Genomic DNA, 17,624 nt, shown 5'->3' with positions numbered 1-17,624 from the left:
GTGCGACACTCACATCCACGCCAAACGCCCGGCCACCGCCGAGTATATCGCGGCCTCCCGCAAGGCCCGGTGCGTCGCCAGGACGGGGGTGGAGTTGGTGCCCGTACCGGCCCTGTAGTGAACTGCGCACCGTGCCCGCTCCACTCGCCGCCTCCGCCATGTCCCAGGAACGAACGGTCGGTCCTCTCCAGCTCCTCGCCCTGGGCGTCAACGGCATCGTCGGGGTGGGCATCTTCTTCGCGCCCGCGGAGGTCGCCGCGCACGCACCGGGCATGGGCGCGGTGCTCGCCTTCGCACTCACGGGGTTGTCGCTGATTCCCGTGGCGCTGGCCTTCGCGGTGCTCGGTCGCCGCTTCGACGCGGATGGTGGGCCCGTCGTCTTCGCGCGGGCGGCCTTCGGCGAGCGCGTCGCCTTCCTCGTCGGCTGGGTGGCCTACGTCAGCGCGTTCCTGAGTACGTCCGCCGTGGTGGCGGGGCTGTCGCAAGCGGTGGCGCCGTCGCTGGGCCTGGAGGGGCTGGTGGGGCAGCGCGTGCTCGCCTCCGTGTTGGTGACGGCGCTGGCGGCCATCGTCGCCTCGGGCATCCGCGTCTCGGCGCGGACGTGGACATCGCTCACGGTGCTCAAGCTGTTGCCGCTGGCCGCGCTGCTCATCGCGTTCGCGCTGGCCACGGGGCCTGGGCCGGTGGTGGCGCCGACGACGGGGCTCTCGGATGGCGCGTGGCTGCGCGCGGGGCTCACGGTGATGTTCGCGTACCAGGGCTTTGAAATCGTGCCGGTGATTGCCGGGCAGGTGCGCTCGTCGGAGCGCAGCGTGCCGCTGGCCACGGTGGGCTCGCTGTTGGGCGCGGTGGGGCTGTACGTGGGGCTCGTCTGGGCGTGTGTCGCGGCGCTGCCGGAGCTGGCCTCGTCCTCCGCGCCGCTCGCCTCCGCGGCGGGGGTGTGGGGCGGGACGGGGCTCGCGCGGGTGGTGACGGCGGGCACCAGCGTGTCCGCGCTGGGCATCTGCGTGGGGATGATGGTGACGACGCCGCGCTACCTGTCGGCGCTCGCGTCGGGAGGCCGGTCGCTGTTGGGGCTGGAGGGCATGTCACCCCGGGGCGTGCCCCTGCGGGCGCTGGCCGTCACGTGGGGCGCGGTGCTGCTCTTCGTCAACCTGGGGAACCTGTCGGAGCTCTTCGCGCTCTCCAGCATCGCCGTGCTGATGCAGTACGGCGTCACGGCGGCGGCGCTGGCGTGGCTCTCGTGGAAGCGTCAGCGGGGCTTGCGGCTGGTGCACGCGATATTGGCGGTGCCCACGCTGGGGCTCGGCCTGACGCTGGTGGCGTTCGGCGCGAGCCTTCGGGAGGCCGCCACCACCGGAGTCGCGGTGGTGGCGGGCCTGGTGCTGCTGGGGCTGTCCAGGCCGAGGGCCTAGAACTGGCTCCAGAGGTACTGGTTGGTGATTTCGTGGTGGAACTGGATTTCGGACGTCTTCACGCGGGCGCCCAGCTGCTTGGGGCAGCGCTCGGCGGAGGCCGTCTTCAGCTCCGCGAACTTGCTCTGCACGTTCTCACCCAGGATGTTGGCGATGAACGAGCTGCCCTTGAAGAGGCGGACGGCGTCGAAGATGTTGTCCGGCAGGAAGCGGGTGCGGCTGCGCTTGGACTCCGCGTCCTCCTGCGGCTGCGGGCCCTCAAGGCCGGTGCGCAGGAGCGAGTAGAGCACCAGGTACGGGTTGGCGTCCGGGGCGACGGAGCGGCACTCGACGCGAGCGGAGCGCTCGTTGCCGTAGGGGATGCGCACCATGGCGCCGCGGTTGTTGGCGCTGGCCTTGATCTGATTCGGGGCCTCGTAGTGCGGATCCAGCCGGCGGTACGCGTTCACGCTGGAGTTGAGGACGAGGCAGATGTCGTTGGCGTTGGTGAGCAGCCGGTCGATGAAGTCCCAGCCCATCTGGCTCAGGTTGTCCTCGCCGGCCTTGTCGTAGAACAGGTTCTTGTTGTTCTTCGACAGCGACATGTTCATGTGCATGCCGTTGCCGTTGACGCCCGTCACCGGCTTCGGGAGGAAGCTGGCGGTGGTGTCCATCTGGGCCGCGACCTGGCGGCACAGGAGCTTGTAGAGCTGAATCTGGTCCGCGGAGATGAGGGCCTCGCTGTACGAGAAGTTCATCTCGAACTGGCTGGGAGCCACCTCCGGGTGGTCCTTCTCGTTCTGGAAGCCCATGGCGCGCTGGGCCTCGGCGGCCTTGTCGATGAAGGCGCGCAGCGGGTCACCGGGCAGCGAGTGGTAGTAGCCGCCGGTGGAGATGAAGTCGAACTTGCCCGTCTCGTGGTAGTGGCGCTCGGCGTCGCGGCCCTTGAAGAGGAAGCCCTCGACTTCGGGCGCGGCGTGGAAGACGGTGCCGTCCTTCTGGTACAGCGCCTCGGTGATGCGCTTGAGCTGGCCGCGCATGTCCGCGTGGTACGGGCTGCCGTCGCGCTCCAGCACTTCGCTGAACACCAGCACCTTGCCGGGGCCGAAGATGTCGGAGGGCAGCCAGTAGAAGGAGCCCCAGTCGATGTTCAGCCGCAGGTCGCTCTCCGACTGCTGGGAGAAGCCGCGGATGGAGGAGCCGTCGAAGGTGAGGTTGTCGGCGCTCTTGAGCAGGAACTTCTTGTCGTAGTCCAGCATGTGCAGCCGACCCTCGAGGTCGGTGAAGCACACGGTGACGGCCTTCAGGTTGCGCTCGTCGGTGAGGTACTTGATGCGCTCCTCACGGACCTTGTCAGGGGCCACGTGCTGGACGCGCTGCTCCTTCACCTTGAGGTTGCGCTCCTCCAGCTCGTCGTAGGGAATCTCCAGGAACGTCCGCAGCCCCTTCGTCTCCATGTTTCCGTGCCTCCAGGCCGGTGACCGCCGTCAAAAACGGCGGCAGCGAATCCGTGGGCGCAGGTATTTACATTTGAGGACGGGAAATCAAGCCTAAATTCACGAGAATGAAGGCTAAATCCTTGGTCTAGAAACGGTTAAAGCCCGGTGGGCAACACTTGGGAGGGGCTCCGGGAGGGTGGGAGTGACGTCCGAAGGACACTCGGGCGCCCCGGGAGGTTGCCTGCCCGGGTGGGGCATGGGCGGACACCGCTTGTGGGGGCGGTGGTGCCTCCTGAAAATGCGGCCATGAGCTCGCTGTGGATACTTGAGGAGGCGCCCGCCGCGCCGGATGCACGCATCGCGTATGGCCCGGGTCCCCACCACTTCGGGGAGCTGAGGCTTCCGTCGGGTCCGGGTCCCCACCCCGTCGTCGTGGCCATCCACGGGGGCTTCTGGCGCGCGAAGTATGACCTGGCCCACCTGGGCCACCTGTGCGCCGCGCTCACCGCGAGCGGCTTCGCCACCTGGAGCCTGGAGTTCCGACGCATCGGCAATGAAGGCGGCGGCTATCCCGGCACGCTGGAGGATGTCGCGCTCGGCGCGGACTTCCTGCGCACCCTCGCGGACTCCCACCCGCTGGACCTCTCCCGAGTCGTCTTCCTGGGACACTCGGCGGGCGGCCACCTGGCGCTGTGGCTTGGGGCCCGTCACCGTCTGCCTGCGGGTATTCCCCTGCGCGGCGCGGACCCGCTGCGCCCACGCGGCATCGTCTCCCTCTCGGGCGTGGCCGACCTCACGCGCGCCTACGAGCTGGGCTTGAGCGACAACGCCGCGGAGGCCCTGCTCGGCGGCTCTCCGCTGGAGGTGCCCCTGCGCTATCAGCGCTCTTCGCCCGCCGCGCTCCAGCCCCTGGGTGTCCCCCAGGTCATCCTCCATGGCTCCGAGGACGACACCGTCCCCGTGGTGATGAGCGCGGACTACTGTGCCCGGGGACGCGCGCAAGGAGACGACGTGCGCTGTGTCGTGCTGCCCGGCGCGGGCCACTTCGAAGTCGTCGACCCGCGCTCGCGCGAGTGGCCCCAGGTCGTGGACGCCGTGCGCTCCCTGCTCTGAGCACGGTCGTCACGAGCCCCGCTTGAAGCCGAGCACGCCTGACGTCATGGGGGCGTGCCCGGCCTCGTGAGCTAGTTCACGTCACCGAAGACGATGCTGTAGCCCACCGAGTTGGGAGTCCCGCCGTCCGGGCCCCCGGTGCCCGGGGTCATGCACGTGAAGGTGCTCGTCGCGTCGTCATACGCGTACGAGTACGCGGTGGGGCACGCCTTCTTGAGGAACGCGAGCCACGGCTGGACGTTCTGCGCCCACGCGGTGTTGTTGTTGATGCACTGCCCCTGGTTCTGCTGGGCCGGGTTGTTGCCCGCCTCCAGCGTGGTGGGCCAGAAGCTGCCCGCGGGATTGCCGGGGAACGTCGCGCAGCCGCAGCAGGCGGGGGTGTTGCCCGAGCTGGAGTTGTAGCAGGACGTGTCGAAGTTCCCCGCGCACTGGAAGAGGTTGTTCAGCGTGTCCGTCACGGTGCCCGCGGTCATCACCTGCGAGCAGTTCAGCGGTCCGTAGCTGAACGAAGGCATCGCCGCGCAGAAGTCCTCATAGGACCACCAGCCGATGGACTGGCCACACGTCTGGATGAGCGGCGTCATTTTATCGACGCCCGGGAGGAAGGCCGTGCCGCACGTCGGAGTGCCCCCGTCATCCAGGCCCGCGCAGTCGCTGTTCGACGCGCAGGTGCTGCAATAGCCGGCGTCGGGGCTGTTGGGGTTGCTGCACACCGCGTTGCCCGCGCAGTACGGCTGGGTGAGGGAGCACTTCGTCAGCGTGGGCTGGCACACGCCGCTGGTGCAGGTGCTGCCCGCTCCGCAGTCGGTGTTCGTGCCGCACGCTGGCAGGACGATGGCGCGCATCAGGGTGGAGTAGTCGGCCTGGAGTCCCGCCGTCGTGTCCGGGGTGAACTGCCACGAGCACGCCGCCAGCGTCCCCGCGTCGGGAACGCTCTGGGCGCTGCGGGAGCCCGCCGTTCCGCAGTTGTAGGGCGAAGGCAGGGACGTGGGCGCGAAGCCGCCGTCATTCGTGGGCCCCATCTGGATGCTGACGTTCGCTCCGTTGATGACGGTGACATCGTAGAAGTCAGAGGCGTTGGGCTGGAGGGTGAACTCCGCCGCGGCGAAGGGGTTGGTGCCGCCCTTGCCGAGCGGGCATGGCAGCCCGGGTCCGTTGCCGCAGTCCGCGCTCTGGCACTTGGTTCCATCGGCCTGGCACCCCGTGCGTCCGAAGATGCCGCCGCTCCATCCGACGACGGACCGGCACAGGCAGGCGGTGGAGCCGGCATCCTGGGAGCAGTCCGTGGTGGAGATGACGGAGCCGCTGGCCTGCAGGCAGCGGTTGCTCTGGCATTGCGAGTCCTGGGTGCAGGCCGTGAGCTGGGGCTGGAGATTGGCGTACGCGGGAGGAAGCGAGGAAGGCATGCACAGCGTGGCCGTTTCCTGGGGCGTCAGCTCCAGCGCATCCAGGGGCACGCCACCATCCGTGCGCGGGTACTGGCACAGGCCCAGCGCCGCGTCGCACGTCTGTCCCGTCGGACAGGTGGTGTTGCCCGTGCCGCAGGCCTGGTTCTCTCCGGGGACGACCTGTTGGAAGTAGCAGGTGCCCCCGTTGGCGAGGCTGCACTCCTTCACGGTGTTGGCGCACGTCGTCCCAGTGGGGCACGCGCCCTGGCCGCCCGTCGCGCAGTTGCACAGGCCCGTGGTGGAGTCGCAGCCCTCGGAACCGCAGCCCGTGCAGGCCGCCACCTGACTGGCGCCCGTGCACTGCATGGAGGGGAGGGGAACGGTGACGATGGGCGCGCCGCCATTGCACGTGGTGTTGGGCGCCACCATGCACTGCCCTGTGTTGGTGTCACACATGTTGCCGGAGTTGCAGTCGGCGGTGCTGGTACAGCCCGGGTTGTTGCACTGCTGATTCGGACCACAGTCCGTGTCGGTGGTGCAGGCGAAGGGCGGAGGCGCGGCGCCCGCTGTCTGTCCGAGCCACACCGTCTGGCTCGCCTGGTTCGTCAGGGTGAAGGGGCGGAAGCCCGGAGGGCAAGCCGCGGGTGGTGGCGTGGAGGCCACGTCGGGTCGGGACTCCGGTCCCGAGGTTTCACGGACTTTGCTCATCGCGAACACCACCACGAGTGCGGCCAGGCCGAGCGACACCACGGGAACAACCAAGCGACGCGAGACCATGACGGGGACTCCAGGGCGGGGGCTGTCGAGGACCGTACTTTGCGTGAAGGGACCTACCAAGGAGTCGGGGCATCGGATGCCCGGGTGTCCCGAGACGTACCTGCCTGGGGGTGTTCCTTCATGTCGCGCATTGCGTCCGGGAGGTTTCTCGACACGCGGAGACTCGAGCCGCTGTCCCGCCGCGCGCACGTTTCGTCGTGGAGTACTTGCGCTCGACAGCGAGCTTGATTATCACTGAACCATATGGTTCAGTTTGATTCGCGGCTCGATTTGGCCTTCGGAGCGTTGGCGGATGTCACGCGTCGGGGCGTGCTGGAGCGGCTGGGACGTGGCGAGGCGTCCATCAGCGAGCTGGCCGGGTCCTTCGACATGACCCTGACGGGCATGAAGAAGCACGTGCACGTGCTGGAAGAGGCGGGGCTGGTCTCCACCGAGAAGGTGGGGCGGGTGAGGACCTGCAAGTTGGGGCCGCGGCGCCTGGAGGAAGAGGCGGCGTGGATCGCCGGCTATCGGCGGATGTTGGACGCCCGGCTGGACAGCCTGGGCGAGTTCCTCGCGCGAACGAAGGATGAGGAGGAGTCATGAGCATGTCTTTGCAGCAGACGCCCAGGGATGCCGTCGTCACGCAGCCGTCCGACCGGGAGATTCGCGCCGAGCGCATCTTCAATGCCTCGCGCGAGCGTGTGTGGCGGGCGATGACGGACCCGAAGCAGGTGGCGCAGTGGTGGGGCCGTGGCAACAAGCTCGTCGTCGAGCGACTGGATGTCGTGCGCGGCGGATACTGGCGCTTCGTCGAGCACGCCGAGGATGGTGCTCACGGCTTCGAGGGGCGGTTCCGCGAAGTGACGCCGCCCGAGCGGATGGTGCAGACCTTCGAGTGGGACGGGATGCCGGGCTACGTCATCCTGAATACGACGACGCTCGAGGACCTGGGTGACGGCCGCACGAAGCTGGTGGCGACGTCGCTCTTCTATACGACCGAGGAGCGCGACGGCATGGCGTCCTCGGGAATGGAAGGGGGCCTCAACGAGAGCTACCGCGCGCTGGATGCGCTGTTGGCCCGGGAGGCGTAGGTCCCTCCAGAACTGCGGTCGCATCGTCACTCGCTACGAGGTGAAGGTGGAGAGCCTCCTCGGCTTCTCCACCTTGGGTGCATCCTCATCCTATTGAGGCAATTCTGAGATCACCTCTAGACTTCCTCCCATGCGTCATCAAAGTGCGTCGGGTCATCTGCGGGTTGGCCTGCTTCTCCTCTTCCTGTTCGGGGGCTGTACCCACTTCACCACCCTCCCGAAGACGTGTGGTTCGGGTCAGAACAGCAGTGTCTGTACTGGAGCGATGGAGATTCCCGAGGAGAAGGCCTCCGACTTCAAGAGCGCCGGGCGGCTTGCCATCGATACCGTCTATTCAGGCGAGTTCGAGACGACGTTGGCGCAATGCATGGACCTGCGGTTGGCCCAGGGGCCTCTCCCGAGCGAGTGGAAGGGATGGACCGCAGAGTCAATTGTTACCAAGCTTCGTGAGCAGGTCCCCCTTCTCTCTCTGAAGACGTATGGCGGCCTGACGGGGGGATGGGTGTATTTCTGGTCTGACAATCTGGCATACGATGGTGCGCCGGGCGCTGAACCCATTCGGGTGAATCGTTGGGGGCTGTGGCGCCGACCTGAGTCGTTTGCGAACACCATCATCCATGAGGCGGCACATAAGATTGGATTGACTCACTACAGTGAGAATCGGATCTGCGACCCACCATATGTTATTGGCTCTGTCGTGGAACGGATGGCCATGGGGTCCGCTTGGAAGTGGACCGGTGGGCACTGTGACTGGCTTGCTGCGTGTCTCCAACCTGAGAGCCCGTGAATGACGCCGTCTCAATGAGGCGGGATGCCAAGAGTCGCTGATGCGTTACTTCACGCTCAGGAACGCTATCGACCGGGAGGTGAACCGCCGCCAGTGGTCCATCAGCGCCAAGCGAAAGTGGGGGCTCCCGGGAGCGGCTTGCGGCAAGTGCTTCGCGGAATGGGCGACCATCTCCCTCAACTACCCGAGCGCGGACCTGTCCACGCTGCCCGAGCAGCGTGAGTTCGTGAAGGCTCGGCAGGAGCCCTGGTCGGAGTACATCCGGCTCCGCGACCTCGTGCTTCCATTCATGCCGGAAGGAGCGCTCGTCAGGCCAGGTGCGGGGATGGGCCCTCTGGTCGGGCAGGTGCGGGGACGGCCCCCTCCGATCGCGATGGATGCGCCGTGGAACCTCTTCGCCCAGCCGGTGGGGGTGGAGGCTCTGTCGGCGGCACGGCTTCGCGGCATCAATCCCGTGGCGACAGCATTGAAGGTGGCCCCGGACGTGCCCCCGTTGCTTGAGATGGAACTGCTCGTGGCTGGTGACTACGCAGCGGAATGTCGCCCCATGCCAGTCGGAGAACCTTGCCCAGTGTGTGGCTCCCAGGAGATGACGCTGGCGCCCGCCCGCTGGTGTCTCGACGCGGCGACTCTTCCCGATGCGGACGTGTTCCGCTTCCGACCAGGTCCAGGCCACATCATCGCGAGCGAGCGGTTTGTCGGTGTGCTCCAAGAGCTGGGCGACATCGGCATCCAAGTGAATGAAATCTCAGCGCCAGCCCCGAGCCCGGGTGAGGCGCGGAGCCCGTCAGGGGACTCCGCGCCGCCGTGACGTCAGAACCCGCGCTGCGCACCACCGTCGACGACGATGGACTGGCCGGTGATGTACGAGGCCTGCTCGGAGGACAGGAACGCCACCAACGAAGCCAGCTCCTCCGGACGTCCCAGGCGCCGCGCCGGAATCTGCGGCGCCACCTTCTCGTCCGTGAGGCCCAGCTGTGTCATCCGCTCCGTGGCGTGGAAGCCCGGGAGCACCGCGTTCAACGTCACACCGTGCTGCGCGACTTCATTGCTCACCGTCTTCACCAGCCCGAGCAACCCCGCACGCAATCCGTTGGAGATGGTGAGGTTGGGCATCGCCTCACGCGCGGCCAGCGACGTCACCAGGACGATGCGGCCCCACTTGCGCTCCTTCATCCCCGGCAGCGACGCCTGGATTCCATCCACCGCCGCCATCCACAAGCTCTGGAAGCCGAGCTGCCACTGCTCCGCCGTCAGTGACTCGAAGCCGCCCGCCGGAGGCCCGCCCGTGTTCACCACGAGCACGTCCACGCCGCCCAGCTTCGCCGTCACCTCGTCCACCAGTCGCTTCGCCGCGCCCGGCTGGTTCAAGTCACAGGGCACCGCGAGCGCAGCGCCCAGCTCCTTCGCCGCGCGCTCCAGCTTGTCGCCGCCGCGCGAGCAGATGGCCACCGTGGCGCCTTCCTTCACCAGCGCCTGCGCCGTCGCGTAGCCCAGCCCCGCCGATGCGCCCATGACGAGCGCGCGCCTACCCTTGAGTCCGAAATCCATCCGCGTGCTCCTTCATGAATGGCACCAGCCGCTCCTGGATGAGCTGCTTCGCCCGCCCCAGGTCCACGTCCTCGGCGCGCGTCAGCCCCTCGGACAGCTCGGAGACGATGCCGCCGGCAATCGCCCCCACTTCATAGGCCAGCCGATACGGCACCCGGCTGAAGCTCACCATCGAGTAACGACTGACGAACTCGCCCGGGAAGGCATTGAGCAGCGCCTTCTCCACCGCCTTCTCCAACAGGAAGCGCGGACTGCCCGTGCTGTCGCGCATCTCGACGAAGTTCTCCACCGCCATGTCGGCGATGGCGTCCGCGTTCGTCTTGCGAAGCCGCTCCAGCGTCCCGAAGACCTCCGCCCACGCGCCGTGCTGCTCCAGCAGCCCATCCAGCACCGTGCAGTCCTCGAAGCCGCAGTTCATCCCCTGACCAAAGAACGGCACGATGGCGTGCGCCGCGTCGCCCAGCACCAGCGCCTTCTCACCCACCCGCCAGGGCGCGCACTTCACCGTCACCATGCTGCCCGTGGGCCGCGCGAAGAACGCCTCCGTCAAATCCGGGATGAGCGCCTTCGCGTCGGGGAACTGCTCCTCGAAGAACGCCTCCAGCCTCGCGGGCGTGTCCAGCGACTCGAAGCTCACCGGCCCCTTCCACGGCAGGAACAGCGTGCACGTGAAGCTGCCATCTTCATTGGGCAGCCCAATCAGCATGTACGTGCCACGCGGCCAGATGTGCAGCGCGTGCTTCTCCATCTGGAACGCGCCACCCGGGCCCGCCGGAATCGTCAGCTCCTTGTAGCCGTGCCCGAGCTGCTCCTGTGTCGCCGCGAAGCCCGGCACCTGCTCCATCGCCTGTCGCACCGCGGAGCCAGAGCCATCCGTGCCGAACAACACGCGGCCCTCTTCCTGGCGCTCCTGCCCCGTGGCCTCGTCCAGTACCGTGAGCGAGCCCTTCACCAGGTCCGCCTGCGTCACCCGCTGCTTGAAGCGGATGTTGACGCGGCCCGTGGCCTCCGCCGCCGACATCAGGAACTTGTTCAGCCACGCCCGCGACAGCGAGTTGATGTGCTGCGAGTCATCCTTGCCGTACGGCTGATACGCCAGCGCGCCCTTCGGCGGGTGAATCATCCGCCCGCGCATCGGAATGGCGTGCTTCAGCGCCTCCTCCTCCAACCCCACCTGTCGCAGCGCGTACAGGCCGCGAGTGGAGATGGCGAGGTTGATGGAGCGACCCGCGTCGATGACCTCGCGACGCATGTCCGGGCGGCGCTCCAGCACCTCCACGGAGTAGCCCCGGCGCGCCAGGAACACGGAGAGCAGCGAGCCCACCAAGCCCGCGCCCACCACGGTGACGGCTTCGTTCCGCTCACCCACGGGCATGGCCCTCCAGCGCATTCACGAAGCGATAGACATCGGTGAAGTTGCAATACAACGGCGCGGGCGCCGCGCGGATGATGTCCGGCTTGCGGAAGTCGCAGACGATGCCCGCGTCCGACAACCGCTTGAGCATCCCCTGCGCCTCACCCCTGAACCGCAACGACAGCTGCGCGCCGCGCTGCTTCGGGTCCCTCGGCGTGGTGATGCGCACGAAGGCCGGCGGCAGCTTGTCCAACAGGAACTCCAGATACCCCGTGAGCCGCTCGCTCTTCGCGCGCAGCGCCTCCATGCCCGCCTTGTCGAACAGCTCGAACGACGCTCGCAGCGCCGCGAGCTGGAGGATGGGCGGATTGGACAACTGCCACCCCTCCGCGCCCGGAATCGGGTCGAAGTCGGGCCCCATCTGGAAGCGCGTCGTCTTGTCGTGCCCCCACCAGCCCTCGAACCGAGGGATGTCCCGCGAGCGAGAGTGCCGCTCGTGGACGAACACCCCGCCCAGGCTCCCAGGGCCACCGTTGAGGTACTTGTACGAGCACCACACCGCGAAGTCCGGCCCGTCGTCGTGCAGCGACAGCTTCAAGTTGCCCGCGCCGTGCGCCAGGTCGAACCCGACCAGACAGCCCTTCGAGTGCGCCGTGCGCGTAATCGCCGCCAGGTCGAACGCCTGTCCGGTGAGGTAGTTCACGCTGCCGAGCAACACGAGCGCCACCTCGTGGCCGTGCTGGTCCAACGTGGCCAGGATGTCCTCGGTGCGCAGCGTCTCCTCACCAGGACGCGGCTTCAGCTCCAGCACCGCCTCGCGCGGGTCAAACCCATGGAAGCGCGTCTGTGACGCCACCGCGTACTGGTCCGATGGAAACGCGCCACCCTCCACCAGGATTTTGAACCGCCCGCGAGTGGGCCGGTAGAACGACACCATCATCAGGTGCAGGTTCACCGTCAGGGTGTTCATCACCACCACTTCCTGCGGCTTCGCGCCCACCAGCCGCGCGGCCTGCTCGGTGACGAGCTCGTGGTAGTGCAGCCACGGGTGTCGTCCCTGGTGGTGCCCCTCCACGCCCAGCTTCGCCCAGTCCTCCAGCTCCTCCTGCACGTAGCGCGCGGCGTTGCGCGGCTGGAGCCCCAGCGAGTTGCCAGCCAGATACACCACCGGCTTGCCGTCCGGACCGGGAGGGAAGAGGAACGCCTCGCGGAAGGTGCGCAGCGGGTCCTCTCCGTCGGCGCGGCGCGCGAAGTCCTCGGAGTCCTCGTAGGGAAGCGTCGTCGTCATGGTGCGAAGTCCTCGCGGGAGCGCCCCAGCCACGCCAGGGCGTTCTTCCAGAGCAGCTGCTCGCGCGCGTCGGGCGCCAGCTCGCTCATCGATTCGATGAGAGTGCCCGGGCGCAGCTCGCCCAGGGGGAACGGATAGTCACTGCCCAGCGCCACCTTGTCCGCGCCGAACAGCTTGACGATGAAGCGCAGCGTCTCCGCGTCGTGCACCAGCGAGTCCACCCAGAAGCGGCCCAGGTAGTCGCGCGGCGGCACCTTGTTGTCCACCGCCACCAGGTCCGGACGCGCCTCGAAGCCGTGCTCGATTCGCCCCAGCGTCCCAGGGAACGAGCCGCCGCCGTGCGCGAAGGCGAAGCGCAGCTTGGGCAGCCGCTCCAGCACACCGCCGAAGATGAGCGAGCACATCGCCAGCGACACCTCCGCGGGCATGCCCACCAGCCACGGCAGCCAGTACTTCTGCATCTTCGCCTCGCCCATCATGTCCCACGGGTGGACGAAGATGGACGCGCCCAGCTCACTGGCCGCCTCGAAGAACGGGAACAGCTTCTCGTCGGACAGGTTCCAATCGTTGACGTGGCTGCCAATCTGCACGCCCGCCAGCCCCAGCTCCTTCACGCACCGCTCCAGCTCGCGAATCGCCAGCTCCGGCGACTGCAACGGCACCGTGCCCAGGCCCACGAAGCGCTTGGGGTGCTCCCGGACGACGGAGGCGACGTGGTCGTTCAGGAAGCGCGACAAATCCAGCCCGTGCTCCGGCTGCGTCCAGTAGCTGAACATCACCGGCACCGTGGAAATCACCTGCACATGGACGCCCGCTGAGTCGCACTCCTCGATGCGCTTCACCGGGTCCCAGCAGTTGCTCTCCACCTCGCGGAAGAACTTCCCGTCGTCGCGCAGCATCCGCGCGCGGCACGGCTGATGGTGGTCCAGCGTGATGAAGCCGCCATAGCCATAGCGCTCCGCGAAGCGCGGCAGCTTCTCCGGCAACAGGTGCGTGTGGATGTCGACCTTCAACGCTTCGGCCCTTCCTTGGTGACCTTCGTCCCGCACTTCTTGCACGTGCAGTTCGCGTCGCTGCCGTAGAAGTGCTCGAAGATGGGCGGCAGTTGCGTCACCAGGTTGGTGACGTGCACGAACTCCTCGTAGAGCTTCTCGCCGCACGTGGGGCACAGCCACATGAAGCCATCCAGCTCACCGGGCAGGCGGCGGCGCTCCAGCACCAGGCCCACCGTGCCGGCGGGGCGCTGCGGCGAGTGCGGCACCTTGGGCGGCAGCAGGAAGATGTCCCCCTCGGAGATGGGGATGTCCACGGGCTTGCCGTCGTCGAGCACGCGCAGGTTGATGGTGCCCTCCAACTGGTAGAAGAACTCCTCGCCCTCGTTGATGTGGAAGTCCGTGCGCGAGTTGGGGCCGCCGACGACGGTGACCATGAACTCGCGGTCCGCCCACACCTGCTGGTTGCCGACGGGCGGCTTGAGCAGGTGGCGGTGCTCATCAATCCACTTCTTGAAGTTGATGGGGGTCAGGCGGCCCATTCAGTCGTCTCCGATGGTGGCGATGCACTTGAGCTCGATGGCAATGGGCGTGGGCAGCCGATTGATTTCGAGCGTCGTCCTGCACGGCGGGTTGTCCTTGAAGTACTCCGCCCACAGCCGGTTGTACGTGGGGAAGTCCTTCTTCATGTCCGTCAGGTACACCGTGACGTCCACCAGCTTGTCCCAGGACGAGCCCGCGTCCTCCAGGATGTAGCGGACGTTGCGGAACACCGAGTGACACTGCGCCTCGATGTCGCACGAGGTGATGTTGCCCTCGGCGTCCAGCTCCACGCCGGGAATCTTCTTCGTCCCGCGCTCGCGCGGGCCCACGCCCGACAGGAACAACAAGTTGCCCACGCGCCGTGCGTGGGGGTACAGGCCCACCGGCTCCGGGGCCTTCTGGGAATCGACTCGCTCACTGGTGCTCACGTCGTGTCTCCGTCCGGCGCGTCACAGCTTGATGCACACGTTCTTCGGCTCGGTGAAGAAGCGCAGCGCTTCCCACCCGCCCTCGCGTCCCACGCCCGAGTCCTTCACCCCGCCGAACGGCGTGCGCAAGTCACGCAGCATCCAGCAGTTCACCCAGACGATGCCGCTGTGCAGCCGCGACGCGAAGCGGTGCGCCCGCGTCACGTCCTTCGTCCACACGCTGGCGGCCAGCCCATACTTCGTGGAGTTGGCCCACGCGAGCACCTCCTCCTCCTTGTCGAAGGGGATGAGCGTGGCCACCGGCCCGAAGATCTCCTCCTGGTTGGTGCGGCACGCCGCGTCCAGGCCCTCGATGAGCGTGGGCTCCACGAACCAGCCCTCACTGCAACGGCCGGACAGGCTCGCGCGGCGGCCTCCGGTGAGGACGCGCCCGCCCTCCTGCTTCGCCAGATCGATGTAGCCCATCACCTTGTCGAAGTGCTGCTGCGACACCAGCGCGCCCTGCTCGGTGCCGGCCTCCAGCGGGTCACCCACCTTGAGCGCCCGCGTGCGCGCCACCAGCGCGTCCTTGAAGCGCTCGTAGATGGGGCGCTGCACGAAGATGCGCGGGCCGCAGAGGCAAATCTGCCCCTGGTTGGAGAACGACGAGCGCACCGTCGTCGCCAGCGCCTCCTCGAAGTCGCAGTCCTCGAAGATGACGTTGGGGTTCTTCCCGCCCATCTCCAGCGACAGCTTCTTGAAGTTCGGCGCGGCCACGCGGGCAATCTCCGAGCCCACGCGGGTGCTGCCCGTGAAGGAGATGGCGGCGATGTCCGGATGCTGGCTCATGGCCGCGCCCACCTTGGGGCCCAGGCCGTGGACGACGTTGAGCACCCCGGGCGGCAGGCCGACTTCGCGGCAGACCTGGGACAGGAGATACGCCGTCATCGGCGTGACCTCGGACGGCTTGGCCACCACGCAGTTGCCGATGGCCAGCGCGGGCGCCAGCTTCCACGTCAGCAGGTACAGCGGCAGGTTCCACGGCGAGATGCAGCCCACCACGCCCAACGGCGAGCGCAGCGTGTAGTTGAGCGCCACGCCGTCGGTGGCGTGCGCCTCGCTGGAGAACTGCGTCACCGCGTCCGCGAAGAACTCGAAGTTGAGGATGCTGCGGGGGATGTCCACGCTCGACGCCACGGACAGCGGCTTGCCGGAGTCGATGGACTCCGCGCGGGCGAAGTCGGCCAGGCGGGCACGGATGGCGTCGGCCAGGCGGCGAATCAGGCGGGAGCGCTCGGCGGTGGGCGTGGCGGACCAGTCCGGGAAGGCGCGCGTGGCGGCCTCCACCGCGTGCTGGACGTCGGTGGCGTCCGAGTCGGGCACCTGGGCGTACGTCTTCCCCGTCGCGGGCTCCGGCTTGTCCAGCCACTGGCCACCGCGGGCGGGCAACAGCTCCCCACCGATGTAGTTGAGCACCTTCTCCATGGCCGGACCCTCCGTGCGTGCCCGCACCACGAGCCGCCCACGGACGCCCGCCTCCTCGGTTGCCGAGAGGGAGGGGGACCGCGCGAACCCGGGTCGAGCGGGGCGCAATGTACGCAACCGACGGAGCCGTCACCAGCATTGCGGCAAGCGCTCCACTCCGTGTCGTCCGCTCGCGTCAAACGCCTGACGCCCTGGCCTGTCTGGAGGGCGAGGGGGCGTTGAAGCCCCTCGTCACACCGGAGGGGCGAGGGGCCGGATGGGGTTGAGCCCAAGGGGAGTCGAACATGCCGATGGAACCTGTCGCGCCCATGTCGCATGAAGAGGCTCGCGCGGCGGAGGACGCGGACTCGAGGCAGCTCCTGTCGGCCGCGACAGTCGAAGAGGCGCTCGCCGTGCTCGTGGAGATCGCCCGCCGACTGACGCGCGCCCACCAGGCGACCGTCGTCCTGTCGCCCGCTCCCGGGAAGACGCGCGGGGCGAGCGTCACGTCGCTCTCGCGCGCCTATGAGGTCTGGGGCGGCTATGCCGTGCGTCCCAGCGACGAGCCCGGCCGCACGTCGAGGGAGCGTCGCGCCTCGCGCGCGGAGCCTCGCGGCCGACTCTCCGTGTCGCTGCCCTCCGACGCGGGCGTGCTCTACCTCTTCGACCGGGAGGTGGGGGACTTCAGCCGCGAGGATGACGTGGCCCTCCACCGGCTCGCCCGGCTGGCGGGACTGGCGCTGGAGTCCGCGCGCCTGTTGCGCGAGGAGCAGCAGGCGCGCTCGGAGGCGGAGTCGGCGGAGCAGCGCGCGGCCTTCCTCGCGGACGCGAGCCGCATCCTGGCGTCCTCCTCGTTGGACCCCAAGGCCACGCTCGACACCCTGGCCCGGCTCTGTGTCCCCATCCTCGCCGACTGGTGCCTCGTCGATGTCATGGACGAGACGGGCACCGTGCAGCGCACGTCTGTCGCCTACGCCGACCCCCGTGAGGATTCGCTCGCCCAGCGCGTGCGGGGCTTTCCTCCCGGACAGGAGGGCAGCGCGCACCCCACCACCCGCGTGGCCCGTCAGGCCGAGTCCCTGCTCGTGGACCACGTCGATGACGCCTGGCTGCGCCGCGTGTCGGTGAGCGAGGCCCACTTCGAGGCGATGCGCGAGGTGGGCTTCCACGAAATCCTCTCCGTGCCGCTGCTCGCGCGAGGCCGCTCACTGGGCGCGCTCACCTTCCTCGCGGTGCGCCCCTCGCGCCACTACACCCAGACGGATTTGGAGACGGCGCAGGACCTGGCCCGCCGCGCCGCGCTCCTCGTGGACAACGCCCGGCTGTACCGCGAGGCGCGCCGCTCCGTGCGCCTGCGCGACGAGTTCCTCGCCGTGGCCAGCCACGAGCTGAAGACACCCCTCACCCCGCTCCAGCTGCGCCTCCAGTGGCTGCGGCGGCAGACACGCAAGGACCGGCCCTATCTCCCCACGCCGCTGGTCCTCTCGCAGCTCGACGTCGTCCAGCGCCAGGTGGACAAGCTGTCGGGGCTCGTCCACGGGCTGCTCGACGTGTCGCGCCTGTCCAGCGGCCGGCTGACGCTGCACCGCGAGGATGTGAATCTGGAGACGCTGGCGCGCCAGGTGAAGGACCGGCTGGCGGTCCCCGCGAGTCAGGCGGGCAGCCCGGTGTCGGTGTCCGTGCAGGGCGACGTGCGCGGGCACTGGGACCGGATACGCCTGGAGCAGGTGCTGACGAACCTGCTCGCCAACGCGGTGAAGTACGGCGCGGGCCAGCCCGTGCACATCGCGCTCCGAGGCGAGCCGGAGCGGGTGGTGCTGCGCGTGGAGGACTCGGGCATCGGCATCGCCCGCGAGTACCAGTCCCACATCTTCGAGCGCTTTGGCCGCGCCGTCAGCGAGCGCCACTATGGAGGGCTGGGGCTGGGGCTCTACATCACCCGGCAGATTGTCGAAGCCCACGGCGGCGATATCCAGGTGCGCAGCGAGCTGGACCTGGGCAGCCGCTTCGAAGTCACCCTCCCAAGGCGCGAGGGCCCCGCGAGCGCGTGAGCC

Annotated in this window: 15 protein-coding genes; 6 read left to right on the top strand and 9 right to left on the bottom strand. The window is 68.3% G+C overall.

Annotation, left to right across the window (positions count from 1 at the left end; translation table 11 throughout):
- Positions 1 to 158: 158 nt before the first annotated feature.
- On the top strand, positions 159 to 1,415 hold the full coding sequence (locus tag ACN469_RS33140; RefSeq protein ID WP_498774778.1) for an APC family permease: 1,257 nt from the start codon (positions 159 to 161) through the stop codon (positions 1,413 to 1,415).
- Here ACN469_RS33140 and ACN469_RS33135 read toward each other — a convergent pair.
- Positions 1,412 to 2,851 (bottom strand): glutamine synthetase family protein, encoded by a 1,440-nt coding sequence (locus ACN469_RS33135; protein ID WP_498774522.1) that lies wholly within the window; start codon positions 2,849 to 2,851, stop codon positions 1,412 to 1,414. The two genes, ACN469_RS33140 and ACN469_RS33135, sit on opposite strands and share 4 nt — an antisense overlap.
- A 288-nt stretch (positions 2,852 to 3,139) precedes the next feature.
- On the opposite strand from ACN469_RS33135, the gene ACN469_RS33130 reads away from it, so the two are divergent.
- A complete protein-coding gene (locus ACN469_RS33130; protein ID WP_498774520.1) occupies positions 3,140 to 3,946 on the top strand; it encodes an alpha/beta hydrolase family protein in 807 nt (268 codons plus the stop codon).
- A gap of 71 nt (positions 3,947 to 4,017) precedes the next feature.
- On the opposite strand, the gene ACN469_RS33125 is transcribed toward ACN469_RS33130, so the two are convergent.
- Positions 4,018 to 6,111: a thaumatin family protein gene (locus ACN469_RS33125; RefSeq protein ID WP_498774518.1), complete on the bottom strand. Its 2,094-nt coding sequence runs from the start codon at positions 6,109 to 6,111 to the stop codon at positions 4,018 to 4,020.
- A 243-nt stretch (positions 6,112 to 6,354) separates the two neighbouring features.
- On the opposite strand from ACN469_RS33125, the gene ACN469_RS33120 reads away from it, so the two are divergent.
- The 3 genes from ACN469_RS33120 to sitI6 all read left to right on the top strand — a co-directional run bounded on the left by ACN469_RS33120 (position 6,355) and on the right by sitI6 (position 8,782).
- Positions 6,355 to 6,696 (top strand): ArsR/SmtB family transcription factor, encoded by a 342-nt coding sequence (locus ACN469_RS33120; RefSeq protein ID WP_498774516.1) that lies wholly within the window; start codon positions 6,355 to 6,357, stop codon positions 6,694 to 6,696.
- A complete protein-coding gene (locus ACN469_RS33115) occupies positions 6,693 to 7,184 on the top strand; it encodes an SRPBCC family protein (protein WP_498774514.1) in 492 nt (163 codons plus the stop codon). The genes ACN469_RS33120 and ACN469_RS33115 overlap by 4 nt, the downstream gene beginning before the upstream one ends.
- A gap of 827 nt (positions 7,185 to 8,011) precedes the next feature.
- Positions 8,012 to 8,782 carry a SitI6 family double-CXXCG motif immunity protein gene (gene sitI6 / locus ACN469_RS33110; RefSeq protein ID WP_498774512.1) on the top strand — a complete coding sequence of 257 codons (771 nt, stop codon included), beginning with the start codon at positions 8,012 to 8,014 and terminating at the stop codon, positions 8,780 to 8,782.
- 2 nt (positions 8,783 to 8,784) lie between these two features.
- Here the strand turns inward: sitI6 and ACN469_RS33105 are convergent, their stop codons facing one another.
- From ACN469_RS33105 to ACN469_RS33075, 7 genes are read right to left on the bottom strand one after another with little or no spacing between them, the layout of a single operon-like run.
- Positions 8,785 to 9,522, bottom strand: a complete 738-nt coding sequence (locus ACN469_RS33105; RefSeq protein WP_498774510.1) for an SDR family oxidoreductase — start codon at positions 9,520 to 9,522, stop codon at positions 8,785 to 8,787.
- Entirely contained in the window at positions 9,500 to 10,897 is a 1,398-nt protein-coding gene (locus ACN469_RS33100) for an FAD-dependent oxidoreductase (protein WP_498774508.1), read from the bottom strand. The genes ACN469_RS33105 and ACN469_RS33100 overlap by 23 nt, the downstream gene beginning before the upstream one ends.
- Positions 10,884 to 12,164, bottom strand: a complete 1,281-nt coding sequence (gene kynU / locus ACN469_RS33095) for a kynureninase (RefSeq protein ID WP_498774506.1) — start codon at positions 12,162 to 12,164, stop codon at positions 10,884 to 10,886. Before kynU ends, ACN469_RS33100 begins: the two co-directional genes overlap by 14 nt.
- Positions 12,161 to 13,177: an amidohydrolase family protein gene (locus tag ACN469_RS33090; RefSeq protein WP_498774504.1), complete on the bottom strand. Its 1,017-nt coding sequence runs from the start codon at positions 13,175 to 13,177 to the stop codon at positions 12,161 to 12,163. The genes kynU and ACN469_RS33090 overlap by 4 nt, the downstream gene beginning before the upstream one ends.
- Entirely contained in the window at positions 13,174 to 13,698 is a 525-nt protein-coding gene (gene nbaC, locus ACN469_RS33085; protein ID WP_498774502.1) for a 3-hydroxyanthranilate 3,4-dioxygenase, read from the bottom strand. Before nbaC ends, ACN469_RS33090 begins: the two co-directional genes overlap by 4 nt.
- Positions 13,699 to 14,127 carry a RidA family protein gene (locus ACN469_RS33080; RefSeq protein ID WP_498774500.1) on the bottom strand — a complete coding sequence of 143 codons (429 nt, stop codon included), beginning with the start codon at positions 14,125 to 14,127 and terminating at the stop codon, positions 13,699 to 13,701. It lies immediately after the preceding gene.
- Between the two features lie 21 nt (positions 14,128 to 14,148).
- Complete coding sequence (locus tag ACN469_RS33075; RefSeq protein ID WP_498774498.1) at positions 14,149 to 15,591, bottom strand: aldehyde dehydrogenase; 1,443 nt, start codon at positions 15,589 to 15,591, stop codon at positions 14,149 to 14,151.
- A 284-nt stretch (positions 15,592 to 15,875) separates the two neighbouring features.
- Between ACN469_RS33075 and ACN469_RS33070 the strand changes: the two genes are divergently transcribed.
- Entirely contained in the window at positions 15,876 to 17,621 is a 1,746-nt protein-coding gene (locus tag ACN469_RS33070) for a sensor histidine kinase (RefSeq protein WP_498774496.1), read from the top strand.
- Positions 17,622 to 17,624 lie beyond the last annotated feature (3 nt).

The sequence above is a fragment of the Corallococcus terminator genome, assembly GCF_049194865.1.
GTDB classification, from domain to species: domain Bacteria; phylum Myxococcota; class Myxococcia; order Myxococcales; family Myxococcaceae; genus Myxococcus; species Myxococcus terminator_A.
The sequence above is the reverse complement of the archived record's forward strand: the minus strand, read 5'-3'. Positions and strand labels throughout refer to the sequence as shown.